The sequence below is a fragment of the Hymenobacter terrigena genome (assembly GCF_054776515.1).
This window is the reverse complement of record NZ_BAAHBU010000001.1, coordinates 25,788-49,867: the sequence shown is the minus strand read 5'-3', so window position 1 is coordinate 49,867 and position 24,080 is coordinate 25,788. Positions and strand designations below refer to the sequence as shown.

Annotated in this window: 12 protein-coding genes; 1 reads left to right on the top strand and 11 read right to left on the bottom strand. The window is 56.4% G+C overall.

Going from position 1 to position 24,080, the window contains the following annotated elements; all coding sequences use genetic code 11:
- Positions 1-346: 346 nt before the first annotated feature.
- Both ACYU7Q_RS00185 and ACYU7Q_RS00180 read right to left on the bottom strand, forming a co-directional pair.
- Positions 347-1,540, bottom strand: a complete 1,194-nt coding sequence (locus ACYU7Q_RS00185; protein ID WP_460607407.1) for a hypothetical protein — start codon at positions 1,538-1,540, stop codon at positions 347-349.
- Positions 1,541-1,566: 26 nt separating this feature from the next.
- On the bottom strand, positions 1,567-1,905 hold the full coding sequence (locus ACYU7Q_RS00180; protein ID WP_460607406.1) for a hypothetical protein: 339 nt from the start codon (positions 1,903-1,905) through the stop codon (positions 1,567-1,569).
- Positions 1,906-2,012: 107 nt separating this feature from the next.
- Here ACYU7Q_RS00180 and ACYU7Q_RS00175 point away from each other — a divergent pair, with 107 nt between their 5' ends.
- Positions 2,013-2,246 (top strand): helix-turn-helix domain-containing protein, encoded by a 234-nt coding sequence (locus ACYU7Q_RS00175; RefSeq protein WP_460607405.1) that lies wholly within the window; start codon positions 2,013-2,015, stop codon positions 2,244-2,246.
- A gap of 578 nt (positions 2,247-2,824) precedes the next feature.
- Here the strand turns inward: ACYU7Q_RS00175 and ACYU7Q_RS00170 are convergent.
- From ACYU7Q_RS00170 to ACYU7Q_RS00130, 9 genes are all read right to left on the bottom strand, one after another.
- Positions 2,825-5,017, bottom strand: coding sequence for a T9SS type A sorting domain-containing protein (locus ACYU7Q_RS00170; protein ID WP_460607403.1), 2,193 nt, complete (start codon positions 5,015-5,017; stop codon positions 2,825-2,827).
- 54 nt (positions 5,018-5,071) lie between these two features.
- The gene (locus ACYU7Q_RS00165; protein WP_460607402.1) at positions 5,072-7,873 is read right to left on the bottom strand and encodes a T9SS type A sorting domain-containing protein; all 2,802 of its coding nucleotides are present in this window, start codon (positions 7,871-7,873) and stop codon (positions 5,072-5,074) included.
- A gap of 395 nt (positions 7,874-8,268) precedes the next feature.
- Complete coding sequence (locus tag ACYU7Q_RS00160; RefSeq protein ID WP_460607401.1) at positions 8,269-8,916, bottom strand: OmpH/Skp family outer membrane protein; 648 nt, start codon at positions 8,914-8,916, stop codon at positions 8,269-8,271.
- Positions 8,917-9,045: 129 nt separating this feature from the next.
- Positions 9,046-14,349 carry an RHS repeat domain-containing protein gene (locus ACYU7Q_RS00155; RefSeq protein ID WP_460607400.1) on the bottom strand — a complete coding sequence of 1,768 codons (5,304 nt, stop codon included), beginning with the start codon at positions 14,347-14,349 and terminating at the stop codon, positions 9,046-9,048.
- On the bottom strand, positions 14,339-14,878 hold the full coding sequence (locus ACYU7Q_RS00150) for a hypothetical protein (RefSeq protein WP_460607399.1): 540 nt from the start codon (positions 14,876-14,878) through the stop codon (positions 14,339-14,341). The genes ACYU7Q_RS00155 and ACYU7Q_RS00150 overlap by 11 nt, the downstream gene beginning before the upstream one ends.
- The gene (locus tag ACYU7Q_RS00145; RefSeq protein ID WP_460607398.1) at positions 14,875-15,612 is read right to left on the bottom strand and encodes a hypothetical protein; all 738 of its coding nucleotides are present in this window, start codon (positions 15,610-15,612) and stop codon (positions 14,875-14,877) included. The genes ACYU7Q_RS00150 and ACYU7Q_RS00145 overlap by 4 nt, the downstream gene beginning before the upstream one ends.
- Positions 15,597-21,626 carry an RHS repeat-associated core domain-containing protein gene (locus tag ACYU7Q_RS00140; RefSeq protein WP_460607397.1) on the bottom strand — a complete coding sequence of 2,010 codons (6,030 nt, stop codon included), beginning with the start codon at positions 21,624-21,626 and terminating at the stop codon, positions 15,597-15,599. The genes ACYU7Q_RS00145 and ACYU7Q_RS00140 overlap by 16 nt, the downstream gene beginning before the upstream one ends.
- A 311-nt stretch (positions 21,627-21,937) precedes the next feature.
- Positions 21,938-22,075, bottom strand: a complete 138-nt coding sequence (locus ACYU7Q_RS00135; protein ID WP_460607396.1) for a hypothetical protein — start codon at positions 22,073-22,075, stop codon at positions 21,938-21,940.
- A 150-nt stretch (positions 22,076-22,225) separates the two neighbouring features.
- Positions 22,226-24,067, bottom strand: coding sequence for a T9SS type A sorting domain-containing protein (locus tag ACYU7Q_RS00130; protein ID WP_460607395.1), 1,842 nt, complete (start codon positions 24,065-24,067; stop codon positions 22,226-22,228).
- Positions 24,068-24,080 lie beyond the last annotated feature (13 nt).

Genomic DNA, 24,080 nt, shown 5'->3' with positions numbered 1-24,080 from the left:
AACCTCATTGGCGCTTTACTTAAATTCGGGCCGAACAAGAAGGGGGCTTTACCAAGGATGGTAAAGCTCCCTTCTCATTGATACCCTAGCAAAATTCTTCCACTAGTCTGCCCTACGCAGCCGTTTCTAGCGAGTGAGGCTTGCGGTCGCGCTTGGCAACGCCTTGCTACTCTTTGGCAATTTTGGTCAGCGCCTCCTTCTCTATCATCTTTTCAGCCCGCACCAAATAACCACTCAGGAAATTGCACGTGCGCCCCACGCCGCTACTTGGCATTGGAAAGATTAGGATATGCCTCTACTGCTAATGCCCATCGAAATGGACGTTTGACGAGTAATTGCTTCCGTTCTACAAGTCAAGGCAGGTACCCTGTGCGTAGGCCACTTGCTGCCGTCGGGCCTTTTCACGCGCTTGCAGTACTTGGCTCAGTTGCGCCGTGAGCTGGCCCAGGGCCACGCCTGAAAGGTGCGCCACTTGCTCAAGATGGCCGGGAGTAAGCAGCGCTGGATTATTCTCCCGCCGTTGCAACTCCCGCATCGACCAGCCCAACTCCGCCGCTTGCTGCGGCCGCGTGAAATTGGATAGGGCCAATACCTCGGTCAGGAAGGGTGCTGGACCTAACAGCCCTTGCTCTGCTTCGTTGATGGAGCCGGCCGACGCCACTGGCATGACCGGCCCCTTCCAAGACGTTTTATTTTCAAGCAAATACTGCGCGTAAGGCTTCGGCACGCGCATGCCGTCCATCACATGCCACTCCACGCTTTGCCCGGGCCATTTGACCGCGCACCCATACGTTGCCCGGGGAAAGGCCATCCGGTGCTCGGAATCGGGACTGGGCAACGATTCAAAGTGCGCCCAGGCTTCTTCGGTCGTGGCGTAAGCTGCCACGAGGCAGCGCTGGTCGTCTCCGGGCTCCAGTTGTACCCATACCCCGTACTGCCAGCTCGGCTGGGCCAGGGCCAGCGTGCGGCCCAGCGAAACGAGTACTTGCTCCAACGCCAATCGATCCGTAGCGTACCAGCCGCGCCAGTCTCCCTCTTGGCCGATTTCCCATTCGTGCCGCTCCAGGCCTGCCAGGTCGCGCAGCCTCGCCACGAGAACCGGCTCCGTTCGCTCTACGTCCTCAGGCATCGCCAACTGGTAGTACGTGATGCCAGACCGCCAGCAGGTGTGGGGGGTAAATGGGACCTGCTGCTCCGTAACAGGCGACTCGGGTAGTTCATGCACTGCGAATCCATGCGGATTCTCTCCCCAGCGCAGGCATAGGGCGCCGTAGATGGGATGGGTAAATACTTTGCCCGGGTGCGCCGCACTCCATTCCATAATATCCGGTACGGTGAGACCAGCGGCTTGCACGGCTTGTGGATTCAGGAATGGTACTAACTCGGCTCGATAGTGGTTCTTATGCCCCGCCTCGCTGGCCTTGTAATAGCGGCGTTGGACCACAAAGCCCTGGTGGCGCAGCGCGTGGGCAATATACCAGATGGCTTGGGGGGTGGATACTTGGGCAATGGATGGTGGCAGCAAGTTCATTGCGGACATAGGTAAGGAATTTGACATTAAAATACTTATTCCTGCTCCGTTTGCTTGATATACGTCCCTTCAATACCCAAATTCCCCTTGTTGCTGATAATGCCCAGTCCGTCGATGGTGAAGCACATTTGGCTGGGCTGCCCGCCGACGTAGATGATACCGTTTTCCACCGAGTAATCCATGGCCATGTCCCCGTTCAGCGGCATGGTCAGGATGAATTTGGAATTGGTCAAGCGTAGCTTCTGCACCACGGCCGAGGCATTGTCTTTATCAGAGCGATAATAAGTGCCACTCAGGCGGTGTTTGGTGAGGGTTTCGCAGCTGGAAAGAAGAAAGAGGGCGAGGCAGGAAAGGGCGTAAAAATGTCTGGTCATAGCAAGGGAAAGGAAGAAAAATCCTCCTGGCAAATATACGTTCCCTCTACCCAATTATATCGGATGCGATAAGTTAATAATTCGTCCCTGGCCGGTCCTTCGGGGCTGTGAAAAACCCGGCTCTTATTCAGGCTTTCGGTGAGCACCTGCGCGCCTTGCGCAAGGCGCGCGGCCTCAGCCAGCAAGCCCTGGCCGATGAGGCAGAAATCAGCTGGCCCACCGTGCAGCGCATGGAAGCTGGCACGCAGGTGGCCAGCCTGGATGTGCTGGCTTCCCTAGCCCGGGCGCTGCAGTTGCCGCTACGGGAGTTGGTGGATGTTGTGGTTAAAGAGCAAGCATAGGGGGGTGAGTCAACTAGGCCTTTTCACCTAAACGAACCCATGACGTATATTTACGTCATACGCTTTTCCACTATTATGGCCCAGGCTAAAACTGCTGCTTTTTCTCCCGCACACCAAAGCCTCGCCCGGGTTGCCCAGGCGCTAGCGCACCCGGCGCGCCTGGCGATTCTCCAGCTGATGTCGGACCGAAAACGGCGCCTATCCGGAGAGATTTCAGAGGCCTTTCCCCCCTGCCCCGCACCACGGTATCTCAACACATAAGTGTCCTGCACAAGAGTGGGTTGCTGCGGGCCCAGGCCAAAGGATTGACCATCACCTACTGGCTTAATCAGGAAGTGGCGCAAACCGGGCTGCGGCAGCTCGCCTCCTTTGGCATTGCCATCATTACTTGTCCGTTCTGCTTAGTTGGGAACGGATGCGGGTGTGTTGATAAGGACTAGACAGAGGAATGCGTCTGATTGCGTTAGGTACGACTGGGAATATATTCCTGCTACTTGCCATTAGCTAAAAAAGGGGAGCCAGCGTGCAAGATTTCTTGCACACTGGCTCCCCTTTTTAACCAACACAAGGCACCGGTTTTACCGGATTTCGATGCGCTGTGTGGTTGTTTTGCCTAAGCTTGTAAGTTGGAGCAGGTAAAGGCCTGGATTGAGTCCATTGGTGGGAAGCGTTCCCAATAATAGCCCATTGCGTATGGCGAATTGCTGATTGGCTACTACTTTTCCATAAGGCGTAGTTAAAGTTGCCGTGGCACTCCCTTCGCCGAGGCCATCGGCGCTGAATTGAATCGCCTGACCTTGCCGGCCAGGATTGGGGTACACTTCAAGTGAAGGAGAGATTTTAGCTCCTGCGATTGGGCTACTGCCAGCTGTGCTCACAAAACGCAGGAAAAAGCGATGCTCATAAGTTGTGGCCTGCGCTTTGAATACGTACTGTGGCTGGCTGGTCAAATCCTGTAGGGTTCCGTTCTGGCGGTCTTCCAGAAAGACCTGACCCGACGAGAGTTGCAGTAGCTTGGCGGGTTGAAGCACGTACGACTGGCCGAGTTGTAGGGTGCGCATGCCAACCGGTACGGTCACGGTTCCCTGAAGAGTAGGAAGCCCATTGCGCATGCATTCTTCCCCTACTGGGTTTACGGTAAATAAGGTGGGCGTTAGCCCCGTATTATTTCCTGGCCGGACAGCGTCGTAGCGTGCATCGTGCCCAGCAGTGGCATCGGACCGAAATTCCACGCGGATTTCATCCTGCAGACTGCTGTCTTTCGCATTTCGCAGATTTAGGTAGATTCCAGTAACTGGGGAGGGCTGTGTCGTACGATAGAACGGAGTGGTATTAGTTGTCGGATAGCCGAAAGAACCTATCCGCTGGGTATCGTGGAATTGGTACGATGCAGTACCTACGTTATCGGTTTTTCGCACGAGAAAACCCTGCATCATGGGAAAGAACTGGTTCAGCGAATCGGTTCCCGTATCGTTCAGATAAAGTGCCTGATAGCTGCCGCTGTACATACTGGTGGTGTGGTATTTGTACACTACGCCGTCAAATCCCTGGTTGGTCGAGTTGTCCAGGTTATCCCCCATAACAGCGTTCATATCGATAAAGCCAGGATAAGGGTTTCCGACCAGATTGTAACCCGAGTTGTTTGGGTCGCCCCCCCGCCCATAAGCTGGGCTCAAAAAGTCGCCCGTGTGGGGAATGCCCGTTAAGCTGATGGTGTTAGGATTCCCGGTAGTTGCATTAGTAGCCTCAATCTGGACCGTATACCCACGCCCATCTTCCATGGTTTGGGCCTTGGAAGCCACTGAGAGCCAACCAAAACTAAATGGCGTGGGGTCGGTCGTGGTTGCCGGTACCAACGACTCATCGTAGTAGAAAACGGTTGGATAAGGCTTGAGCGCGTTGTTGGTGGGGTAGGCGTACGAGGAATTGCAGACCGCCGTAAAGTCGGTCCCGTTCTCGAACATGGCGAAGGTTGCGCCGCTGACCGGCGAAGCATAGTGGCGGTAACCGCTGTTGCGATTGTAGAGCGTGCTGATGTAACGCTGCGCCACGGCATTGTCGGTAACTATCCCGGAGCCATTATTATACAACATCCCCGTGGAATTTACGTCGGAGGTCAAGCGCAGCTTACCGTTGCTGATTACATCCGCCGATTGAATCGTTGCCAGGCGACGGACATCGACAAACCGAGCCAATGAGGCGGATAGGGTAAGGGTCGCGCCCACGGTATTGCTGAACGTAACGTTGCTAAGTCCGGTGGTGCCACTGCCGCTGAAGGTGATGGGCAATCCGTTGCTAAACGTAAGCTGTCCTGCATCGCTGCTGCTCACCGTTCCATTGTTGGTGAAGTTGAAATTGCCCGTGTTTTCGTAAGTGCCGTTGATGGCCAGTGTGCCCGTGTTGGTGATGGTAGTGGCGTTGCGTGCGGTCACAATCCGCAGCCCCGACGTACCGACGCCGCCAACGGCGAACGTGCCGGCGTTGACCGCGGCGCCGTAAATGGAGAGACGGCCGTTGACGGTGAGCGACGCCCCGGCATTAATGGTCAGGGCCTGACACATACCGGTTTTACCGGCTGGAAGCACCGGATAAACTTTGGGCGCGGTTACCAGGGGGATAACAACCGGGCGGGTTGCGGTGGGTGCTGAACCAACGGACCAATTGCTTCCCACAGTCCAGTCCTGGGTGGTGCCGAGCCATGTGCCTGTTTGGGCGTAACTGGTCCTGCCCACAAGCAGTAACACAAAAAAGACGACGGTAGTGATTCTCATAAAAGCAGTGGAAAAAATGAAGGTGTAAACTGGAAATCCCTCCAGTGGGTAGATTTACTCAAGAGTTAAAGGGATTATCTGAGGTGCCCGGGTCTTGGTGCGCACGCGCAGAAAATACACTCCCTTGGGCAGTTGGCTCACATCGTAAGTCTGCGTTGCACTAGCTGAAAAACGCCGTACTTCCCGTCCCAGCGCATCATGCAGGCTGAGTGTTTCCACGACCTGGTCTCCCTCAAATTGGATTCGGTCGTGCGCAGGGTTGGGGTAGACGGTCACGGAAGCCCCGCCTTTGCTTTGCGTCGTGGCGAGCACCACTCGTCGGGAGCCGAGCAGCACGGGCCAGTAGTCGTAGCCATCCTTGGCCGGCTGTTGATGGTCGCCACTGGCAGTGGGGGAATTGCTGAATCCCCCAAGGGCATAACCATACCCGGGGGTGGGCGTCAGGCAGGTCAACTCGTCGTGGCCGCTGCCCCCTTCGCGCTGGTCCCAGGAAACCTGCCCTTGGGCCGTCAGGCGCAGGAGCCAGTAATCGCTGCCGCCTCGACTGGCTTGGCTGACTTCTCCGCTGACGGGCGAATTGGTCGTTGCTCCCACGAGGTACCCCCCATCCGGGTCAATTTCCGTGGTCGCCGCTTGCTCGCCCCCGCTGCCGCCGTAGCGGTGCTGCCACTGCAGCTGACCGGTCGCGTTCACCTTCACAACCCAAATGTCGCGCCCGCCCCGGCTCGCCTCGGTAATGTCGCCCCCTACCCCCGACGCCGTCGTTCCGACCAGCAGGTAGCCTCCATCGGGCGTGGGGCGGGCGGCCGCCAGCCAGTCGTCGGCAGTCCCGCCGTAACGAGCCTGCCATTGCACCGCCCCAGCCGCGCTCAGCTTGAGTACCCAAAAATCGGCCCCGCCCCGGCCTGCACTGGTCACGTCCCCGCCCACGGGCGAGGTAGTAGAGCCGGCCAGCAGGTAGCCGCCGTCGGCCGTTTGGCGCACGGTGGCCAGGGAATCAAGCCCGCTGCCGCCGAAACGGTGGTCCCATTGCTTGACGCGCAGGCGCGAGAGCTTGACGAGCCAGAAATCGGCCCCGCCCCGGCTGGCCTCGCTTTTGTCAGCGCCTGCGCCGGAACGGGAGGTGCCGCCAAACACAAACCCCTGGTCGCTGGTCTGTCGGGCTTCGGCCAGCCAGTCATCGGCCAGCCCGCGCAGTTCCACGGCGTACTCCGCGCGACGGTAGCGGTCGAGTTTATAAGCCACAAAGTCGGCGTCCAGGGGTGAGTCGCCCCAGTCGGCGCTGCCGCTACGCTCCGTGCCCGCCAGCAACAGGCCCTGGTCGGCGGTGGCCACCAGCGAGCGCAGGCGGTGGTCACGGTAACTTACAAAAGAGGTGTCCCACCGCGCGGAACCCAGCGAGTCGCGCTCCAGGAGCCAAAACTGAAACAGCTGGTTGCCGTCCTGGGTAAAGCGGCGGTCGGCGCTGCTCCCGCCCTGGGTCTGGCCGGCCAGCCACAAGCCCCTGTCGGCAGCAGGGAGCACGGCCTGCAGGTAATCGTCGGCCGCGCCGCCCGTGGCCTGGTCCCATTGTCGCTGGCCGCTGGCATTGAGCTTGAGCAGCCACACATCCGTTGTGCCGCGGGCAGGGGAGCGTTTGGTGCCGGAAGCAGGGGAGTCGGACGCCCCCACTACCGCTACCCCTCCGTCCGCGGTCGTTGCCAGGTCACTGCTGGACTCGTAGCCCGTGCCCCCGTGGCTGAAGTTCCACTGGGGGACGCCCGCCGCGCTTAGCCCCACCACCCACACGTCCGAACTGCCCTGGCTGGGCTGGCTTTTGTCGCCATCCGCGCCACCGGTTGTATACCCCCCCACTACATACCCACCGCCGGTGAGCGCCGCCACTCCGGTGGTGTATTCGTCAGCCGCCGTGCCGAGCGCTCGGTCCCACTGCAGAACGCCGGCCGCCGATAGCTTTACAACCCAGTAGTCTTGCCCGCCGCGGTTGGACTGGGTGCGCGCGCCGCCGATGCCCGACCACGAATTACCGGCCACTACGTAGCCCCCGTCCGGGGCCACGCAACAGGCAGCCGCGATGTCCTGGTCGAGGCCACCGCACCGCTGGCTCCATTGCGTTGTTCCCTGAGCGTCCAGTTTCACTACCCAGAAATCGCCGTAGCCGGCGGCCAGAGGGGGTTGCGTTACGTCGCCGCTCACCGGGGAGCCCGTGTCGCCGACCAACAAGCTCCCCCCGTCGGGAGTAGGCACCCCGCTGGTTAAGGCATCGGCGTAGAGCCCCCCAAGCGTGCGGTCCCACAGCTTGTTGCCCTGGCCGTCGAGTTTAAGCACCCAAAAGTCCTGGTCCCCACGGCCGGGCTGGCTTTTGTCCCCACCGGCCGCAGTGGCTTCCGAGTAGCCGGCCAGCATGTAATTGCCGTCGGCGGCCTGCCAGACCGTTTGCAGCACGTCGACCGAATCCGTGCCGAAGCGCCGGTCCCATTGCTTGCGGCCCTGCGCATCAAGCTTAAGGACCCAGTAATCCGCCTGCCGATGCGGCAGCTGGCTCAAATCGCCGCCCTTACCCCAATACGCGCAGGCCCCCACGAGGTAGCCGCCATCGCTGGTGGGCCAGACGCTGCGGCCATACTCGGCCCGGTCGCTGCCGTAGCGCCGGTCCCATTGCTTTGCTCCGGCCGCATTGTATTTCACTACCCACACGTCCAGGTCACCGCGTAATGAATCAGTGACATCACCCCCGCGGCCCGCATCGACGGTGCCGGTAACGACGTAGCCTCCATCCGGCGTTTGGCGCACCCCGTACCCTAAGCTGGTTCCACCTCCACCTAGGGCGCGCTCCCAGCGGATGGGCTGAGCCATGATCGTAATGGAACTCAGTAGTAAGGCTATTAAAAGTGGGTAGATTTTTTTCATTAGAACAAGCAGTAACACTTTTTAAAAGGAGTTTACTCGTTTCATGCTACTGCAAATTGGGAAGGGGTCGTGTCAGCTATTGAATGGTTGAATACCCAAACTAGTACAGGTGTTTGTGTTAGCCCGCAGAAAAGGAAATCATTGGATAATAAAGCACAAGTTGTTTGCGTAGCTGGATTCGCACCGTAGTGCTCAAGTATTTAAAGATTAATTGATTTGACGCTGCATTTATTTGGTCATTGCCCTGGTTTCTGCCTAGATGCACGGACGCAGGGGCAACCTATTTTTAACAATACACGAGGTAATTCTTGGTTTGCTGGCAAGGATTTAGTGGCAACCCTTTACTTAGAGCCCGGCAGATGATTTCGGTCGTAATACTGGTTTAATTCTGCTAGCACGTCATTGGTTACATCCCGCGCGTCGGCTGCGTAAACAATGTTCCCACTATCGTTAGCACCCAAAATGAAATCATAGTGCTTCGCCTTGCCGTAGGTTTTCAAAAACATGTTCACTTCCTTCAGCAGCGCCAAGTCGGAGAGCTGGCTCTGCCTCTGAATTTTTTGTTGCAATTCGCTTCGGTACTGGTCCACTTGCGCCTGCTGCCCTGGGGATGGTGAACGAAGAACGGATACTACTGCGGTGAGGGAGTCCAAGCTGCGTTGCCAGGTGGTTGCTAAATGAGCGATTTTCTGTCGTTGAGCAGAAGTGCCATGATACTCCTGCATCAAACGGGTTGAATTAATAAAGCCAATTGAGGGAGCTTGTGAAGTACAGGCGGGGCTCAGTAGTCCTAGAATACTAAAGCCGAAAGCATATTTAAGCATCTTAATGGAACAATGAAGTCTTGTCTGCCTGGATTGGGCGGTGATTGTAACAGTGTAGCTGCGATCACGCAGCGGCTGCTTAAATAGGAATTGCTCAGATAAAAGCGGTAGTTGGCAATGGCTCGTTGACAATCCGTAATCGCCCGACAACCAGAGAATACCCATAACCATTAGCGGCCCGAAAGGCCCGGCGTAATCGCCGTTTCCCAAGTGGCAAAGGCGGCTAACCAAGTGGGGAGAGGAATTTTCGTTGCGTCGACAGTTAACAAGCTTTTATGGCCTCCCCCGCTGTGCTCAGGGGCAGGTAGGCGACAGCTCCGTTGTGGCGACCACCTGTTCTTGGTTGTATGTTGGGCTGGCCGTGTTAACATCCCGGAGCCGGTGTGCTAGGTACCCAGTGCGCTGGCCTGCGGCATTTGTAGCACACTCAGTGCCCACATCCAGCCAGTTTGGGGTACGCATCTCGGCGTAATTATAGGACGACTCTTTGAGCAGCCGTTCTGCTGGCGCTGAGGAGTTGCCAGGGGTAAGCACCTCCTTGTACACTTTCACGACCCGGCCTGCCGCGTCGTATTCGTAGCGCGTGTAGAGGTTGTCGTTGTTGAGGGTGAAGGTGGGCTGGCGCGTGGCAACATCGTAGACGCTGGCATTCAGAGGCGCATCCAAAGGATGAAAACGAAAGTCATCAACATACACGTCCGCAGAACCAGCGTTGCGGCACCCGACTGTTAATTGCTGGCCCGTAGTACTGGCGGGTAAATCCACATAGAGATTTAGCAGGTACCATCCCCCGGCCCGCCGGGTCGTGGGGTCGGTGCTGCTGACTTCTTTCACCGTCGCACCGTTGAGGGCCACATACAAGCGCGCGTTGCCTTGCGTATCGCTGGTGTGCACCCACACGCTGGCGCGGTAGGTACGGTCGGTACTCAGGTCATTGGCGTTCCCTACCAACGCCTTATAGGTAAATCCTAAAGGGGCCGTTGAGGTCAGCAGGGAACTGTATAACCCCGTGTGATGCTGTAGCGGGCTTTGACGTCCTCCGTCCCGCACTTCACCCCCAAAATGGGACGTGCCGGTCCCTACCGATTGAACATCCTCCGCTCCCGAATACGCAATTTCGGTGTAGCGGGCGTTCTGCGCGGCGGCCAGTACCTGGCTCTTGTCATAGCCGACTTTCAGAGACGCGTATTGCCCGTTCAGGTCTTTTGATTCAAGCGGCCTCGAATAGTGGTCATACAGCGTAACCTCTCCTACGTTGAGCCAGTTTGCAGCCTGGGCAGTTTGTGCCCAGTTGTAATCCACAAAATTGGCATAGGTTCCATCTGCATGGAGCTGAGGCGATTGCCAAGCGTAGGTGCGGTGCTGGCGCCAGATGGGCACGTTTGCTCCAGGGTCGGACAGGTAGCGGTCGCTGGCCGCATCGTATTGCCGGTAGGTAGTCCACGCGTTGTTCCACGTTTGAATGCCTGCCCCCAGCACGGATGGAGTAGCGGTCCCGTTTTCCTTGAAGCTATAAGTGGCCGCCATCTGGGTCAGCATGTGTCGATTTCCCACGCCCTCCGTTTTTGGGCCCATGCCGGCGTAAATGGTATAGGCGGGGACTGTTTTTGTGCGGTAACGGTCCCCAATGGAATTGGTCAACGAAGACTCCAGGACGGCTCCGGTGTAAAAATCGTACACCTGGTTCGTCGTGGTCGCCGCAATGTTGTTGGTCGTTGTAGTGGTTCCCAAGAGCGTGGTTGGCAGGTACTGCTTGGTTGTCCAATTGACGTTGTATAAGGCCCCGGTGGACTTTGTGTTATCGACGTCGAGAAATTCAGAGGTTAGCGCACTCTCCGAGTAGGTGCCTTGGCTGGCGATGCCGTCCGCATTGGGCAGCGCAGTGGCGTAGTTAAAGACGGTGCTGAACTCCAGTGTGCCGCGCCGGTTGAATTTGCGGATGCTTTTGGCTTGTCCCAGTAACCCGATATCAACGGAAACCAGGTTGCTTAGCTGACGAAGTAGAATGTCGCCGCTATCGTTCAAATAGGGGTAGTAGTTGGTTCGGGTGTCAACTATCGTTTTGGTCGGCGTTACCATCGAGGAGTTGGCGGTGTAGAACGCGTACTCTTCCCGCTGGTCAATATCGGTGGGAGTAGTAAAGTTGCCCCGCAATACGGTGGTTTGGCCGTACATAACCGGCGTGGCCGGGTAGTCAAACAGGATATAAATATCGGAGTTGTCCGGCACATTATAGTTTCCCTGCTTTATGTATTCGGGCTCTTTGGAAATCACCCCGGTGCTGTTACCACCGGCCGTTCTACTATTGGTATATTGGTATTTTATTGTGTAAGCATGGGCGCTTTCATCCCGCGTGGTGAGGGAAGCCACCCGGATGTCGCCCCCGTTTTGGTTCATTGGTACAGTAATCGAGGCGGTGCACCCTCCATAGCCGGCATCCCCGCCCGAATAATGATAGAATCGATTATCCGGTGGTACCCCATCGGGGCAGGAATTGGGTGCTGGTGGAGGCGAATCAAGCTGAATAGAGTTACGGGTTATACTGACAATGGTGTAATCGCTGTAAAACGACACCGGGCATTCGGATATAGAAGTGTTTGGCCGGTCATTTGGATTGCCATTTTCGTCAACCGGGGTCTCCGTGACTTGATAGTTCTCCCAGGACCGTCCCTTGACATGAATCACCTGGCCTACATGATAAATAGTCGTCAAATCCAGGGAATTGTCGCCCATCAACAGGCCATTTGGCCCCCCCGTGCCCTGGTCGGTAAGCCCGTACGAGCCGTTGTAGTACTCCGACACGCTGGCGTATTGGTCGCGCTCGTACGCGATGTCGGTAACCGCCCCGAGTGGGTTGGTGATTTTGGTGAGTGACCACGCCGCGCCGTCCTGGGAAGCAACCGCAAAGCTGGTCGACGGCCGGTGAGAGGTTGCCGTGCCCGTGCTCGCGTACATGCCAAACCCGTCCCATTTGTCCGGGGCATAGGCCGGGTTGTTGCCGTAGTCAAAGCGGAAATCCGGAATCAGCTTAACGCTGTTGGGACCGTACGTGGCAATGCTTTCAAGCGTGAGCTTGCCCTTGCGGTTCAGGGCCGTATACGTTGCCCCCAGTGCGGGCGGCAGAGTCGCGCTGCTAAATGAATTCGGGGTGCCCGGGCAGAGGCGATAGCTGTAGTTAAAAACAACCCGTTTAAGCGCTTTCTGATTTAATGTGGAGCGGATGGCCGCGACCGCAGTCAGGTCATTTTGGTCGAAAACGTTTGCGAAGGAATCGTTGCCACCCAAGGTCGCATTCTGCGTGTCGGCGTTGTTGTTTGTGTTTTCACTGAACCCCGTGGTGGTTTTGATTTCCTGCAATTCTTTGTTGCTTAAAACGACGATTTCATCAAGCCGCAAGGAGGAAGAGGGCGTGCGCTCGTCGATGCCCAGGTTAGAGGCGCTTATTGATGCCGAGCTGGAGGTTGCCCCCAGCGTGTAGTGGCCGTGCCCATCCTGGCGGACACTTTTGATGAACACGGCCGTGTGCGTACGGGTCCGAATGGTGTTGAGGTAGTACGTTTCCTTGGCGCCTTCCTGATAAGTAGCCGAGTTCTGAGAAGCCGGTCCGTGCTCCGTGCCCACGTACGGCTGGCGCCACTTGAACTGGTTGGAAAATTTGCCGTAGGAAAACGCCACCCACGTGCCCAAGTCCTGGTCGTCGACGACCCCCAACGTTCCTTGGTCCACGTAGTCAGGACTGGTAATAGCGGTAAGCAGCCACGCCGTAGCATAGTTAAACCCCTCGTTACCAGAAGCTCCTGTGCGATTGACGGCCACCCCTTTATTGGAGCCGGCCGTTTCTTCCGTATGGCTAAATTGCCGGAAATGGTATACTGGGAGCGAGTAGTGATAAGTCGTACCGTCCTCAGCTGTCACGGCAAACGCGCCGATACCGTTCTCAGGCCTGATTTTTCGAAAAAAGTTATTCGACGTAATTGACTGCGTCTGGTAAATAGGCTCGTGAACTATCTGATGGTCCACCCGGGTGTTATGGTAGCCGACAATCACTTCCCGCGTTTTTGTATCCCTTACTGGCGGACCAAACTCAGCAATTGGATATGTTACCGGGGTGTTGTCGTAGGCATCGGCAATTTCTTTATTGGTGAACCAATCTACTTGCTTGCCCTGTACTAAATGGCGGTCTGTGAGTCCCTTCCGATTAGGTTCCGTGCGAACCGCAGCCGCATTTTGCGTGGCATCATAGATTTTGGGGTCGGTAATAACGAGCTCTGAATTTCCCCAGTGGGTACCGTCAATGCCAGCCGGCGTTGCAGCAGGGTTTGCATTATTGGTGTAGGTATAGGTATTAGAAGCCGTATTATCGTAGCGGAACGGAACCTTGTAGTGTTCCCAGGGTACGAGGCTGTATTTATCGTGATGCTCCAGCATCTGCCGGGGGTAAGCCAAGCTCCCAACGTCTAAGCGTTGCGGTCGGATGGAGCCGGAAACCCCGGCCCCCATTACCGTGAAGTCGTCGTGCGCAATGCTGATGGGGTCTTGCGTACTGTTTTTGTAATCCAGCCCGGGCGCGGTGAACTGGTGCATGTCAGCCGCCGTCTCCGTTACAAAATTGCCTTGGTTGACAAAATTGCGTCTATAATTAAATTTGTAGCCCTTGCGCGAACGGCCGCTTTGGTAATTGGCAACCCCGTCGTACACATTGGGGCCGTAGTTGTTGGCGTTAGCAAAATCGCCAAAATTCGGGTCAATTTGGGCGCTCATCTGGTCGAAGTTAAGCGAACCAAACATCGCCTCCTTGGTCGTGTCGTTGACAAAAACCCAGTAGTTGGTTCGGAACCACGTGTGCTCCTTCACCACGGTGGGCCGGTTAAATCCTCCGCCCGAGGGGCTTTGTTTGCCGAAGGCGGCAATGCCAACCCCCGTGGCCAGGGCAGTGCCCGCCTGGAGCGCTACGCTGGCGCCCACGGAAAGCGGCGCCCCGATACCTGCGGTGGCCAGTGTAGCCATCGTGGAAATGAACGCCGTCGGATTGATAATACCTGCCCCTTCACTCCGGCTAGCCCCGACCCCAATAACGTCGCCTTCCTGCAGTTTTCCTCCGCTCCAGGAGGCGTTGACAAAGCCTAACAAGCTGGCTGACCCCGAGTGCCCCGTTTCAGAATCCCAGCCCAGATTAAGAATACCGGGCACGCCGCCGTACCAGCCGCGGTGGCCGGGGTCGGAATAAGAGTTGGTGGCCAGTTCGCCGTTGGCATCGTCCGGGTAGCCGTTGACGTTGCGCACAATAGCTCCGGGATTCATGCCCCAGCCCAGGCCCACCCAGGAGGCTTCTTGTTCCGGGCGAATGCCGGCACGGTAGGTGAGGGGCAGTGAGAACGTCGTTTCCGGCCCTGGCACCTCCAGCACGGGCACATTGTAGGTGAGGTCACCAGTGCTCAAGTTAACCATGTCGGCCGAGGCCGGAGACTCATAGCTGGTGAACTCCGCTTGCCCAGGCCCCATCAAGGCGTAGCTTAGGCTAGGGGCAGCAAGAGAACCAGTTATTTCCAGCAAAAAAAAGCTGGCGACAGCGCGGCGTAAGGTAGCGTTACGAAGCATACAGGCGAGACAACAAAAGGTGAAAGGTGAAAGGACTATTTGGTAACGGGGCGCGGCCCCTGCGGGCCTGTTTCATATCTTGATCGGTGAAGAAAAAGCGGCGCGTACCTGTTTCGAACTTATCTCCCCGAAAAGTGATGTGGCATCCGTCACGTAATTGGCTACTGGGCACGGGGAATACAAGTAATACTGAACTGTGACCAGTGTTCCCATACTGGCGGGGATAGCTGGCGGCAATAGCCGCGACGGAATCGGTCCGCCCGGGGATACATAGATAGACGTCTCCGGCAATATCATAGTTGAGGTACTGAAGCGCACGAGCGTAGAGTGAGCTGTTAGTTATGAATTGATTTTCGATTTCCTGGTTGTTTTTCGACAGTAAAAGCACACAAGATGCTTGGCTATTAGGCATACTGCTTGAATGCCATACACAAGTGATTTCAGTTTTAGGTACTGTTTGAAAATTAAATGGCCACATCATCAGGAACAGAGCTACCATTTTGAGTGACAACATCGTGCTGTAGGTCATTTATTCTCTGTTTCACAAAGATTTATTTCATCTATATAGTAATAGCATTGCCCGTTTGCATTGTTTTTTAATTTGTATTTGCTGGTTGAATATTCGTATTGTTCATAGTTAAATACGCTTCGGTCTAAGCCTATTGAAAAGTATTTCCAGACTTTATCAGGCGTAAAAGTCATTGCAACCTGTATCCAACCGTTTGACGAATTCTTTTTGTCCTCAATTGGTAAGGTCAATACTTGAATGGCTATACCGCTACTCATTCTCTCAAATGGCTTAGCGAATGGTTGTTCACTAAATGTGACGGTAACGTATTTGCTGAAAAATGTAGAAGAATCGGCCAAAGCCACCCAGAAGCTCAATTTATAGGTTTTCCTCGGAGAAATTGGCATAGCGAGTTGCGCCCAGATAGACTCGCTGACCTCGTAACTTTGCTTTTTAGACAAATTACTCTGCGTCGTGTATAAAACGATGCCTGCGTAGCAATTTCCGCTAATCGGGGATTTCGAACCCGCATAATTATTAGGAACGTTCAGGCCATTTTCCTGATTGTTTGTGCATGAGCTGAATATATCCGGTGTGAATCCGCCATTGTGCCAGTTGCGAGCCAAATCGATATCACCAACGTATTTTGGACAATTATACAATGACTCAAAACTGCCGTTTGCTATTAAGGGCTGGCATATAGCGAGGCTAATATTCGTGGCTAAAAAGGCCAGTATTATCAGAGTCTTTTCCATGAGTTGTTTATTTGCCCGTACGGCATCTTACGAACTTTAATTAACACTCTAATATTTCTAGCTGTACCGAGCGCTGCTGTATTATCATTTGCTGAATTTTGCGCAGAGTTGGTATTGCCAGAAGTATTCATTTGCAAAGCTGTTCCATTTAAATTGACGGGGCTAAATGCATTGAAACCTTTTCCATTGCTAGGAAAAAATTTTGGCAAAAAACTTATGCCACTTGTATGGTCAATAAGCGTTCCTCCTCTATACAAATCTAGAGAGACATTAATTTTGCCAAGGGTATTCGAGAAAGAACCTTCTTTCATATATTTTGAAGCCGGTATTGCAACTTGAAGGCCAGTATTCAAAATGCCTCCTGAAGAAAATTGCTGAAAAAAATCTTTTTGCAATACTCCTGTAAATGTTGATTGGGTTCCTCTTTTAAATAACCCTTGCGCATCGGAGCTAAACTTCGTTCCTTCTCCGAAAACAGAGTTTCTGAAATTATCCCATTTAGTTGCAGTATGCCATGTTCCGTCATCTCCTATACCTCCCAGAACACCGCCTGCTACAAGTCCAATAGCTGCTCCAATGGCAGCGCCTTTTAAGAAGCTCCCAGGTTTGTTGCCTTCGGCAATTGTACCACCTACTAGTCCACCTATAATAGACCCAGTTACTGCTCCTGCTAAACTGGGGACCCATCCTCCGTCCGGGTCTAGGCCAGATACAGGATTGTTACCCATTCCTACATAGGGCGAATCGAACTGTCCTTCCGGGTCGGGTGCAGCCCATCGCCCAATGCGCGAATCATACATCCGCAACTCAAAATCGTCCCAGCCCGTTTCCTCGTCCTTCTCAGCGAATTGCCCCTGGTAGCCGTGCCGATAATTTTTGCTGCCAACCACGTAATTGAGCCCTGCCATTGGTGCGCCATACGCATAAGTATGTTGCTCCTGCACGATGGTGTTGGCCGTGTGGTCCACCTGAATGTCGTCGAAGTAGACGTCTGGTCCCACCTGTCCATCCGTTTCTACGCGCAGTTCCACGCTGCCGCCCTGCTGCAGGCGCAGGCCTACCTGCAACTGCTGCCAAGTGCCGGCATTGCCTGGTGCGGCGCTCTGGTAGTCCTCAAGCATGACCGTTCCGTTTTGGTCGCGCACGATGTAATGGAGTTGGGCATTGCCATACCCCCCGGTTGTGCGCTGCTGGGTTTCGGGTGCACGGAACATCTTACCGCCCCCCACTATCAGGCCCGCCCCCACGCTTAGCCGCGTGAGGGAGGAGAAGCCGGTCGCCTGATTGCTTTCCGTGCTCATGGAAGGCATCCGAAAAGCAAAGGAGTTTAGCGGGGCTGTTAATCCAACCAGCGGAATAATGCGCGTGACTGGGTTGTCCGGCTTTGCCGTACGCGCCGCTACGGCGGCCGTTAGCCAAGCATATGCCGTGAAAGTAACCGTGTCGCCACGTTCGACGGTAAGCGTCTTGCTTGGGCCCGTGCTTAACCCGGCGGTCAAGCCCAGCCGGGCCACCGATGCGCTACTGCCATGGCCTGGCGCAGTAAAACGGGTAGTGGCTACGTTGCTGAAGTCCTGCTCTTCCTGGTTAGCGTTCCCTGGCTCCATGGTAGCCAGGGCAGTCGTAGTAGTGGGCTTGTGGTATATAACACGAGCATTGCCCAACTGGTCGTTTAACTCGTAGCGGTAGTCGAGGCTGCCGTCGTCGAGGCGGGTGAGCATCCCCAACCGGCTGGCACCGTACAGGGGCACCTCGCTGCGTTGCAATGCGCCGCCGGCTACGGCAGCCTCCTGTACATAGGTGCTCAGCACGTGACCGGCAGCATCGTATACCGAATACGTTGTGCGTTTGAGCAGGAACGTGGCCGGGTCGTAGCTGGCCTTGCTAGCCCGGAGTCCCCGGTCGTCGTAGGTAAACAGGGCCAGCGGCCGCTGGTGGGCCAGGTCGTTATAAATTCCCGTTACCTTGCCCGCTACGCTGTAGCTGAGGTAGCGCTGGCCGTGCTCGTCACGCTGGCGGGTCATCTGCCCGTTGGCGTCATAGTCGTAGTCGAGCACCGCCGCCCCAGCCGGGTTGTTCACCGCCGCTAGTTTGTTGGTGCCGGCCGTGTATTGATAGGTAAAGTCATCCGTGGTCGCACCGGCGCCATCGTATCGGCGCAGGGTATTCAGGTTGCCGTTTAGGTCATAGTCCAGGTTCCCCTCTTCGTTGGCGTGCGGTATCGGCACCACGAAGGTGCCCGGGGCAGTGGGCGTGCTGCCGGGCAGCAACTGCCCGAAACCGGCTTGCTTTAATTGCCCTTTTGCATCATAGACATACACGTGCTGGCGCGTCATCGGATTAGCGGCCGTGAACCACGCTGCCGACCGTACGGTACCGTCATAGCGCGGGGCCGGAGCGGCAGCAATAGTGGGCGTGGCCACCGATGCTTGGCCACTGCGGTAGTCGCCGCTAAAGTAGTCAAGCGTCAGCCCAAACAAATCTTTCGCAAAACCATTGCCCCCCGGACTGTCGCCAGTAAGGCTGCGGTTGGCTCCGTTAATACTTTTCAGCCACCCCTGCACCGTATACGTGTAGTCGGTACCTTGCAGGTTGTCAGCCGTTTCTATGCGTTTTAGCGGGCCATGCAGGTAATAAAAGTAGCGCGCCTGCAGCAACAGCGTCGCGCCGTCGGTGCTGGTGGACACGGTTTCTAACCGCTGGTTCGCGTCGTAGGTGTAGTGGTGGTAAAAGGCATCGGGTTGCCCTTGCTGGTAGGATACCTTTGTTACGTTACCAGCGGCATCGTACGCATAGTCCACCGTTTTTACCCCTACCACGGGGGCCTGCTGCACCAGCCAGACCAACTGGCCCAGGTCGTTGTAGCTGTACCAGGTCGTGGCAGTGCCGTTGCTGGTTTTAGCCACCGCTCCCAGCACAAAGTCTTGTTGCCGGCTGCCGAGGGCTGCGTCGGGTTGTGCCACGTCGTACCAAACCTGGCTCCGCTGGGCGCAGCGGGATAAATCCAAGCCTCCGGTAGGAGTTCGGTCTTCCAGCAAAGCGGGTTCGAGCGTACTGTTGGCTGCGGGTGTTCCCGTGAGCATATTCTCAAACACCACGCCTTGGCCTACGCCCGCGGCCTGGGTGTATTCGCCTGATTCCACCATTCGGCCCAGGCGGTCGTAGTTGGAATAGGAAAAGCGCGGCGTTGTTCCCCCGCTGCCCTGGGCTTGCAGCGCGCTTTGCGAGAAGCGGATGCGACCGTCGCGGGTGTATACATACTGGGTTGTGCCATCGTCCGGCGACGTCGTGCTAAGGACTCGGCCCGAGGTATCAAAAATATTGCGCGTAACGAAGTTGGGCACGGCATCAACGCCGGTGTCAAGCCCGGCCGGCAACAGTTCGGCCATGCCCTTGGGAGCAATGCTGGACACAGCGCGGCCAGCATCGTCGTAGAAAACGTAGCTGAAATTGCCGTAATGGACCTGATAGGAGAAGCTGATGAGGCCCTGCGTAACCTGCAAACGGTAAAAGCCCGGCATCAGGTTCAGCTGCTGGGTTCCGGTGTAGGCCGTTTCGACTACCGGATTTTGTGACAAATCGATAACCACGAACTGGCTTGCTCCTGCGTTGCTGTTGTCGGTGACCGTCACGGCGGAGGACGTGGCCGAAGCGGGCAGGTGGATATCCTGATAGAGCGGATTCCCCGCAGCGTTGCCCGGGTCGAAGTCCAGCACACCCGTTAAAGTGCTGGCTGGGTACTGGTCCCCGCTCAGGCAACTGGCCAATGGTTGGCCCTCGCGGTTAGTGAAAGCAATGGATTCAATGCCATTGGTGCTGATGCTCACGGACTTGATGCCCTGTGCCCGCAGGCTAGGCGTGGCGCTGCCCGGCACGAAGCGGGCCCGCAGCCGGCTATAGTGGTCCATTTCGTTAAGCAGCGGGAACTCGCGGCTTCGTAATTCATGGCCCGACCCTAGCCGCAGCTCGTCGCCCGGACCAGCCGCCCGGCGCATACCGCCCAGCGGCCCGGGCATGGGCTCGGCAATACTAAAGGGGGTGTGCGTAGCAGCCGTGGCCGGCTCCCAGGTGTTGTTGCTGCTGTAGTAGTAGCCCAAGGTGCCGGGGGAAGTTTCATCCAGTGGGTCCGGGAAGTTGCCGTTGCCAGTTGGCTTCTCAAAGTTTGCCGCCGTATAGTCGCGCCTCACGGCGATGCCAAAAATCCTCGTCGTGGCCGTTACAAAGTCCGTCTTGTACTTGAATTCCTGGTTGTTCGTTGGAGCTGGCAGGGTGGCGAGTACTGCCACACCGCCAGTATTGTTTATTGTTTGCGTCGCGAAAACGTGATGCTCGGCCAAGTTTTTCGCTTGACTCTGCGTGGGACGGCCCATGGCGTCCGAAAACTGTTTGCTCTCGCTGGTGACGGTACCCGCCAGGTCATAAGTGCGCGAAAAAGTCCAGTTACGGTTCAAATCATCGCTGGGGTCGGAAGGAGGCAGTTGTTTGGATACCGTAACCCGCTGGGGCTGCGAATACAGCGTCATACCCGTAATCCAATCATTAACGACGACGCAACGGTACAATCCGGCATCGAGCGCTGTGGCACTGGATACTTGCAAGGTGGCCGTTGTCGCAGCAGGCAGATTCTGCCAGGCACCAACTCCCGGCTTGCGCTGCCATTGGTAGTGCGACTGGAGGCCTCCAATCGCGCTGGGCAAGCTAAATGGTTGACCAACCGTCGCAGCAACCGCTTGCTCAGCAATAGGCAATACTTGGCCGCTATACTGAAAATCCGGGAAGTTATACTGGTCCACGCCGGTAAATTCAGGTTCCAGCGTCCCAAATTCTAATTGATTATTCGCGACTTCTAACGCAAGAGCTGTATTGCCACTAAAGTCAGGGATGGAACTGAATTCGTTGGTGTTCAACAACAAGTATTGCAAATTGGCCAGTTGGTTTAGGCCCGCCGGCACGTCCCCGGTGAAGTGATTATTATTCAGTTGCACGTAGGACAAATCAGCCCACTGCCCCATAGTCGTTGGCAACACCCCCGTAAACTGATTGTTCGATAACACCAACTCCACAACATTGGCCCACTGACTCACGCCGGGAGGCAGGTCACCATTGAATTGGTTGTTGTCCAGGTAAACGTACCGAAGCGCCGTGAGCTGCCCCATGCTAGTGGGCAGCCCCCCCGACAGTTGATTAGATGCCGCGTCCAAGTAATACAGGTTGGTCAGTTGGCCCAGTTGGGCAGGCAACGATGTATTGAAATGGTTATACGATATCCTAAGCAGTTGCAAATTCACCAGTTGCGTCAATTCAACTGGTAGTGTCCCGCCGAACTGGTTGCTGGAACAATCCAGATACGTAAGGCCACTCCACTGCCCAATGACGGCGGGCAACGTCCCGGTCAAGCGGTTATCGGAAACATCGAGGTACTGCAGATTGACTAATTGCCCCAACGCGGTTGGCAATCCCCCAGTAAATTGATTCCCCTTTACGTCCAGCGTTTGCAGAGCCAGCAGTTGGCCTAGCTCCGTGGGCAGCCCCCGGCTGAACTGGTTATACGAAAGCACCAGAAACTGCAGGGAGGTAATCTGCCCGATAGCACCCGGCAACCCCCCGCTGAGTTGATTGTCCGATAAGTTTAAGGACTGTAACTGATTGAGTTGACCCAGGGCTACTGGAACCCCCCCGGTCAGCTGATTGCCGGATAAGTCGAGGGACTGCAGCGCGGTGAGCTGCCCTAAAGCAGTTGATACCGGGCCGATGAGTTGATTTTGGCTCAGCGCTAACCCTGTAACGTCGCCATTGGTTACCGTCACCCCCGTCCAGGTTGCAACGTCAGCGAGCGTAGTGCCCTGCAGCCAATTGGAATTATCCAGCCATCCGGACCCATTGGTGTCCGTGTAGAACTGGCGAAGGGCCTGCAACTCAATCCCGTCGGGGACTTGATTGGCAGCAACGGCTAACGGAAAGCCAAAAATGGCGGCGCACGCGCACGCAAAGCGGAACCAGTAACGGTGCATCATAGGTAGAATCTGACTGATAGCAACGGCAATAAGCCGTCACGTACTGAATTAGCCGCAACGTGCGGTACCCGAACCAGTTAGTTTCTGACCTGGATTCACCCTACCGGTCAGGTATGCGAGGAAAGTGTGGAGTGCGGAGGAAAGTAGCGGAAAGGTATAATGCTTTTTTGAAAAGTCAAGATATGACAGATAAGATAATTTGATTACATTCAGCTAACAAGGTCATTTTTTGAACAGGATGGGTGCCTCGTAACAAGCAACTTTCGCGAGCCCCGACACGACTCACTGCGATACGATGCCTTATCCCTCCCCTACCCCAACACCGCGCCGATGGTGTCCAAGTGCAGCGACGGCAACTCCTGAGGGTCCTGGTAGAGGGCAATTAATTCTTCGGTCGGCACCTGCGCTAAATGCTCAATCCAGTTGCCGGGCTTAGTCCACGCCGCCACTTAGGTGCTGCTCAGGTAGCCACTGATGGTGGCATCCCCGAACTGTTCATAGAGCAAGGCTGATACTCACCGGTTGCTGGAACCCCTACTTGGCTTGGGCAAAGCAGGGGTTCCATAGTCCGTCCCGTTCCAAGCGGGTATTCCTCTTCGCTACTCCAGCATCAAGCGCTTCGTAAGGGCCTGCCCGCGCTCCACCCAATGCAGGGTGTACACGCCCGGGGCTAGGGCACCAGTTTTTAAGACGTATGATGCTCCTCCGATAGTGACGTGGCGCACCACCTGGCCGAGTGCATCCAGCAGGATTAATTCGGTGGGGGCGGCGGCATTGCCTAGTTCAATAGTAACCTGCCCCCGCGCGGGGTTGGGGTAGAGGGCGAATTCGGAATTGGGAGATGAAAGACGCGTGGGCAGCACCCCGCCCCCTAGCCGGGCCAGCAGGCCCGTCTGGCTATTCACCCCTGGCAACGCGTAGCTGCCGAAGGTGGCGGGCACACCCACCTGCCCCACCACATATACCCCAGCCGCGTTGCGTCCCACCGCGTAGCCCCGCTCGTCGAAAGCCCCGCCGCCCGCTACGGCCCAATTGATGTTGGGGGCCGTTCCCGCGTCGGTGTACTGGGCCACGAACAGTTCGCTGCTACTCGTCGCGTAAACGCCGTTTAAAGGCATATTGCCAAACGTTACCTGGTTGACGTTGGTGCTGGAATTGGAAAAGCGCCCGGTGATGAAGAGGCGGGGGCCTTCCACCGCTAGGCCATAGCCTTGGTCGTCGCCCGAGCCCCCGGCTGCCGTGACCCAATTTAAATTAGGTGCCGTGCCCAGGTCCGTGTACTTGGCTAGGAAGATGTCTTGATAAAAGCCGTTGGTGTACATCCCGTTTAGGGGGGTGCCACTAAAATCGACCTGGTTCCCGTTAGTCGTGGAATTACTAAACGCGCCGGTCAGGTAGATGCTCGTCCCGTTCACGGCCAGGCTATTGCCTTGGTCGACGAAAGTACCTCCACCGACCGTGCCCCAGTTGAATTGGGCGGAGGTATTTACATCGGTGTACTTGACTAAGAGCATATCCGGGTATAAATCGCTGCTACTGCCCCCGTTCAAGGATTGTCCCCCAAATCGGGCCTGGTTGGCATTTGTGCGCGAATTGGTGAGCGAGCCTGTGATATACAGGCTAGTTCCGCTTACCGCCAGGCTGGTGCCGGCATCATCGCGGGTCCCGCCCCCGGTCACCGCCCAGTTGAAGATAGGTGAGTTGTTTATGTCTGTATACTTGGCTAGAAATAAGTCCTGACTAGTAGTGGTGCTGGCCCCGTTCACGGTCGTGCCGCTAAACTGCACCCGGTTGGCGTTCGCCATGTTGTTGCTCAAGGCGCCGGTGAGGTAGATGCTGCTCCCGCTCAGGGCAATACCCGCGGCGTAATCCCCCTGGGTCCCGCCCGCGGCCACGGCCCAGTTGAATTGGGCAGAGGTGTTGGCGTCGGTATACTTGGCCAGGAAGATGTCGCCGTACACGTAGTCGGTGCTGGCCCCGGGCAGGGCCAGGCCGCCAAACTGGGCGCCGGTTGTGTTGCTAAGCGAATTGTTAAACGAACCCGTGACGTATACCGCCGTGCCACTCACGGCAATAGCGGCGCCCCGGTCAAAGTCCCAGCCACCCCCTGCCACCGCCCAGGCCCAGGTATGGGTACCCGGCACGTATTTGGCCACGAAGACGTCGGTGCCGCCCGCGCTGGTCAGCGTGGTAGCGCCAAACGTTGCTTCCCGGCTAAAGGAGCCCGTCACGAACACGTCGCCGGCCGCGTTGAGGGCCAGCGCTCTTATTATGGCGCTCCCGCTGCCATTCAACTGGCCGACGGCTTCGGCCAGCTGCCACGTCGGGGCCTGCGCCTGGGCTAGCGCTGGGATTAGGAGTAGAAGAGGGATTATTGTTTTTAGCCAGCGGGGGGTGGTAAGGGCTTTACTTGGTAGGGAATGGGGTAAAGGGTGTTGCATGTAGTTTAGTATA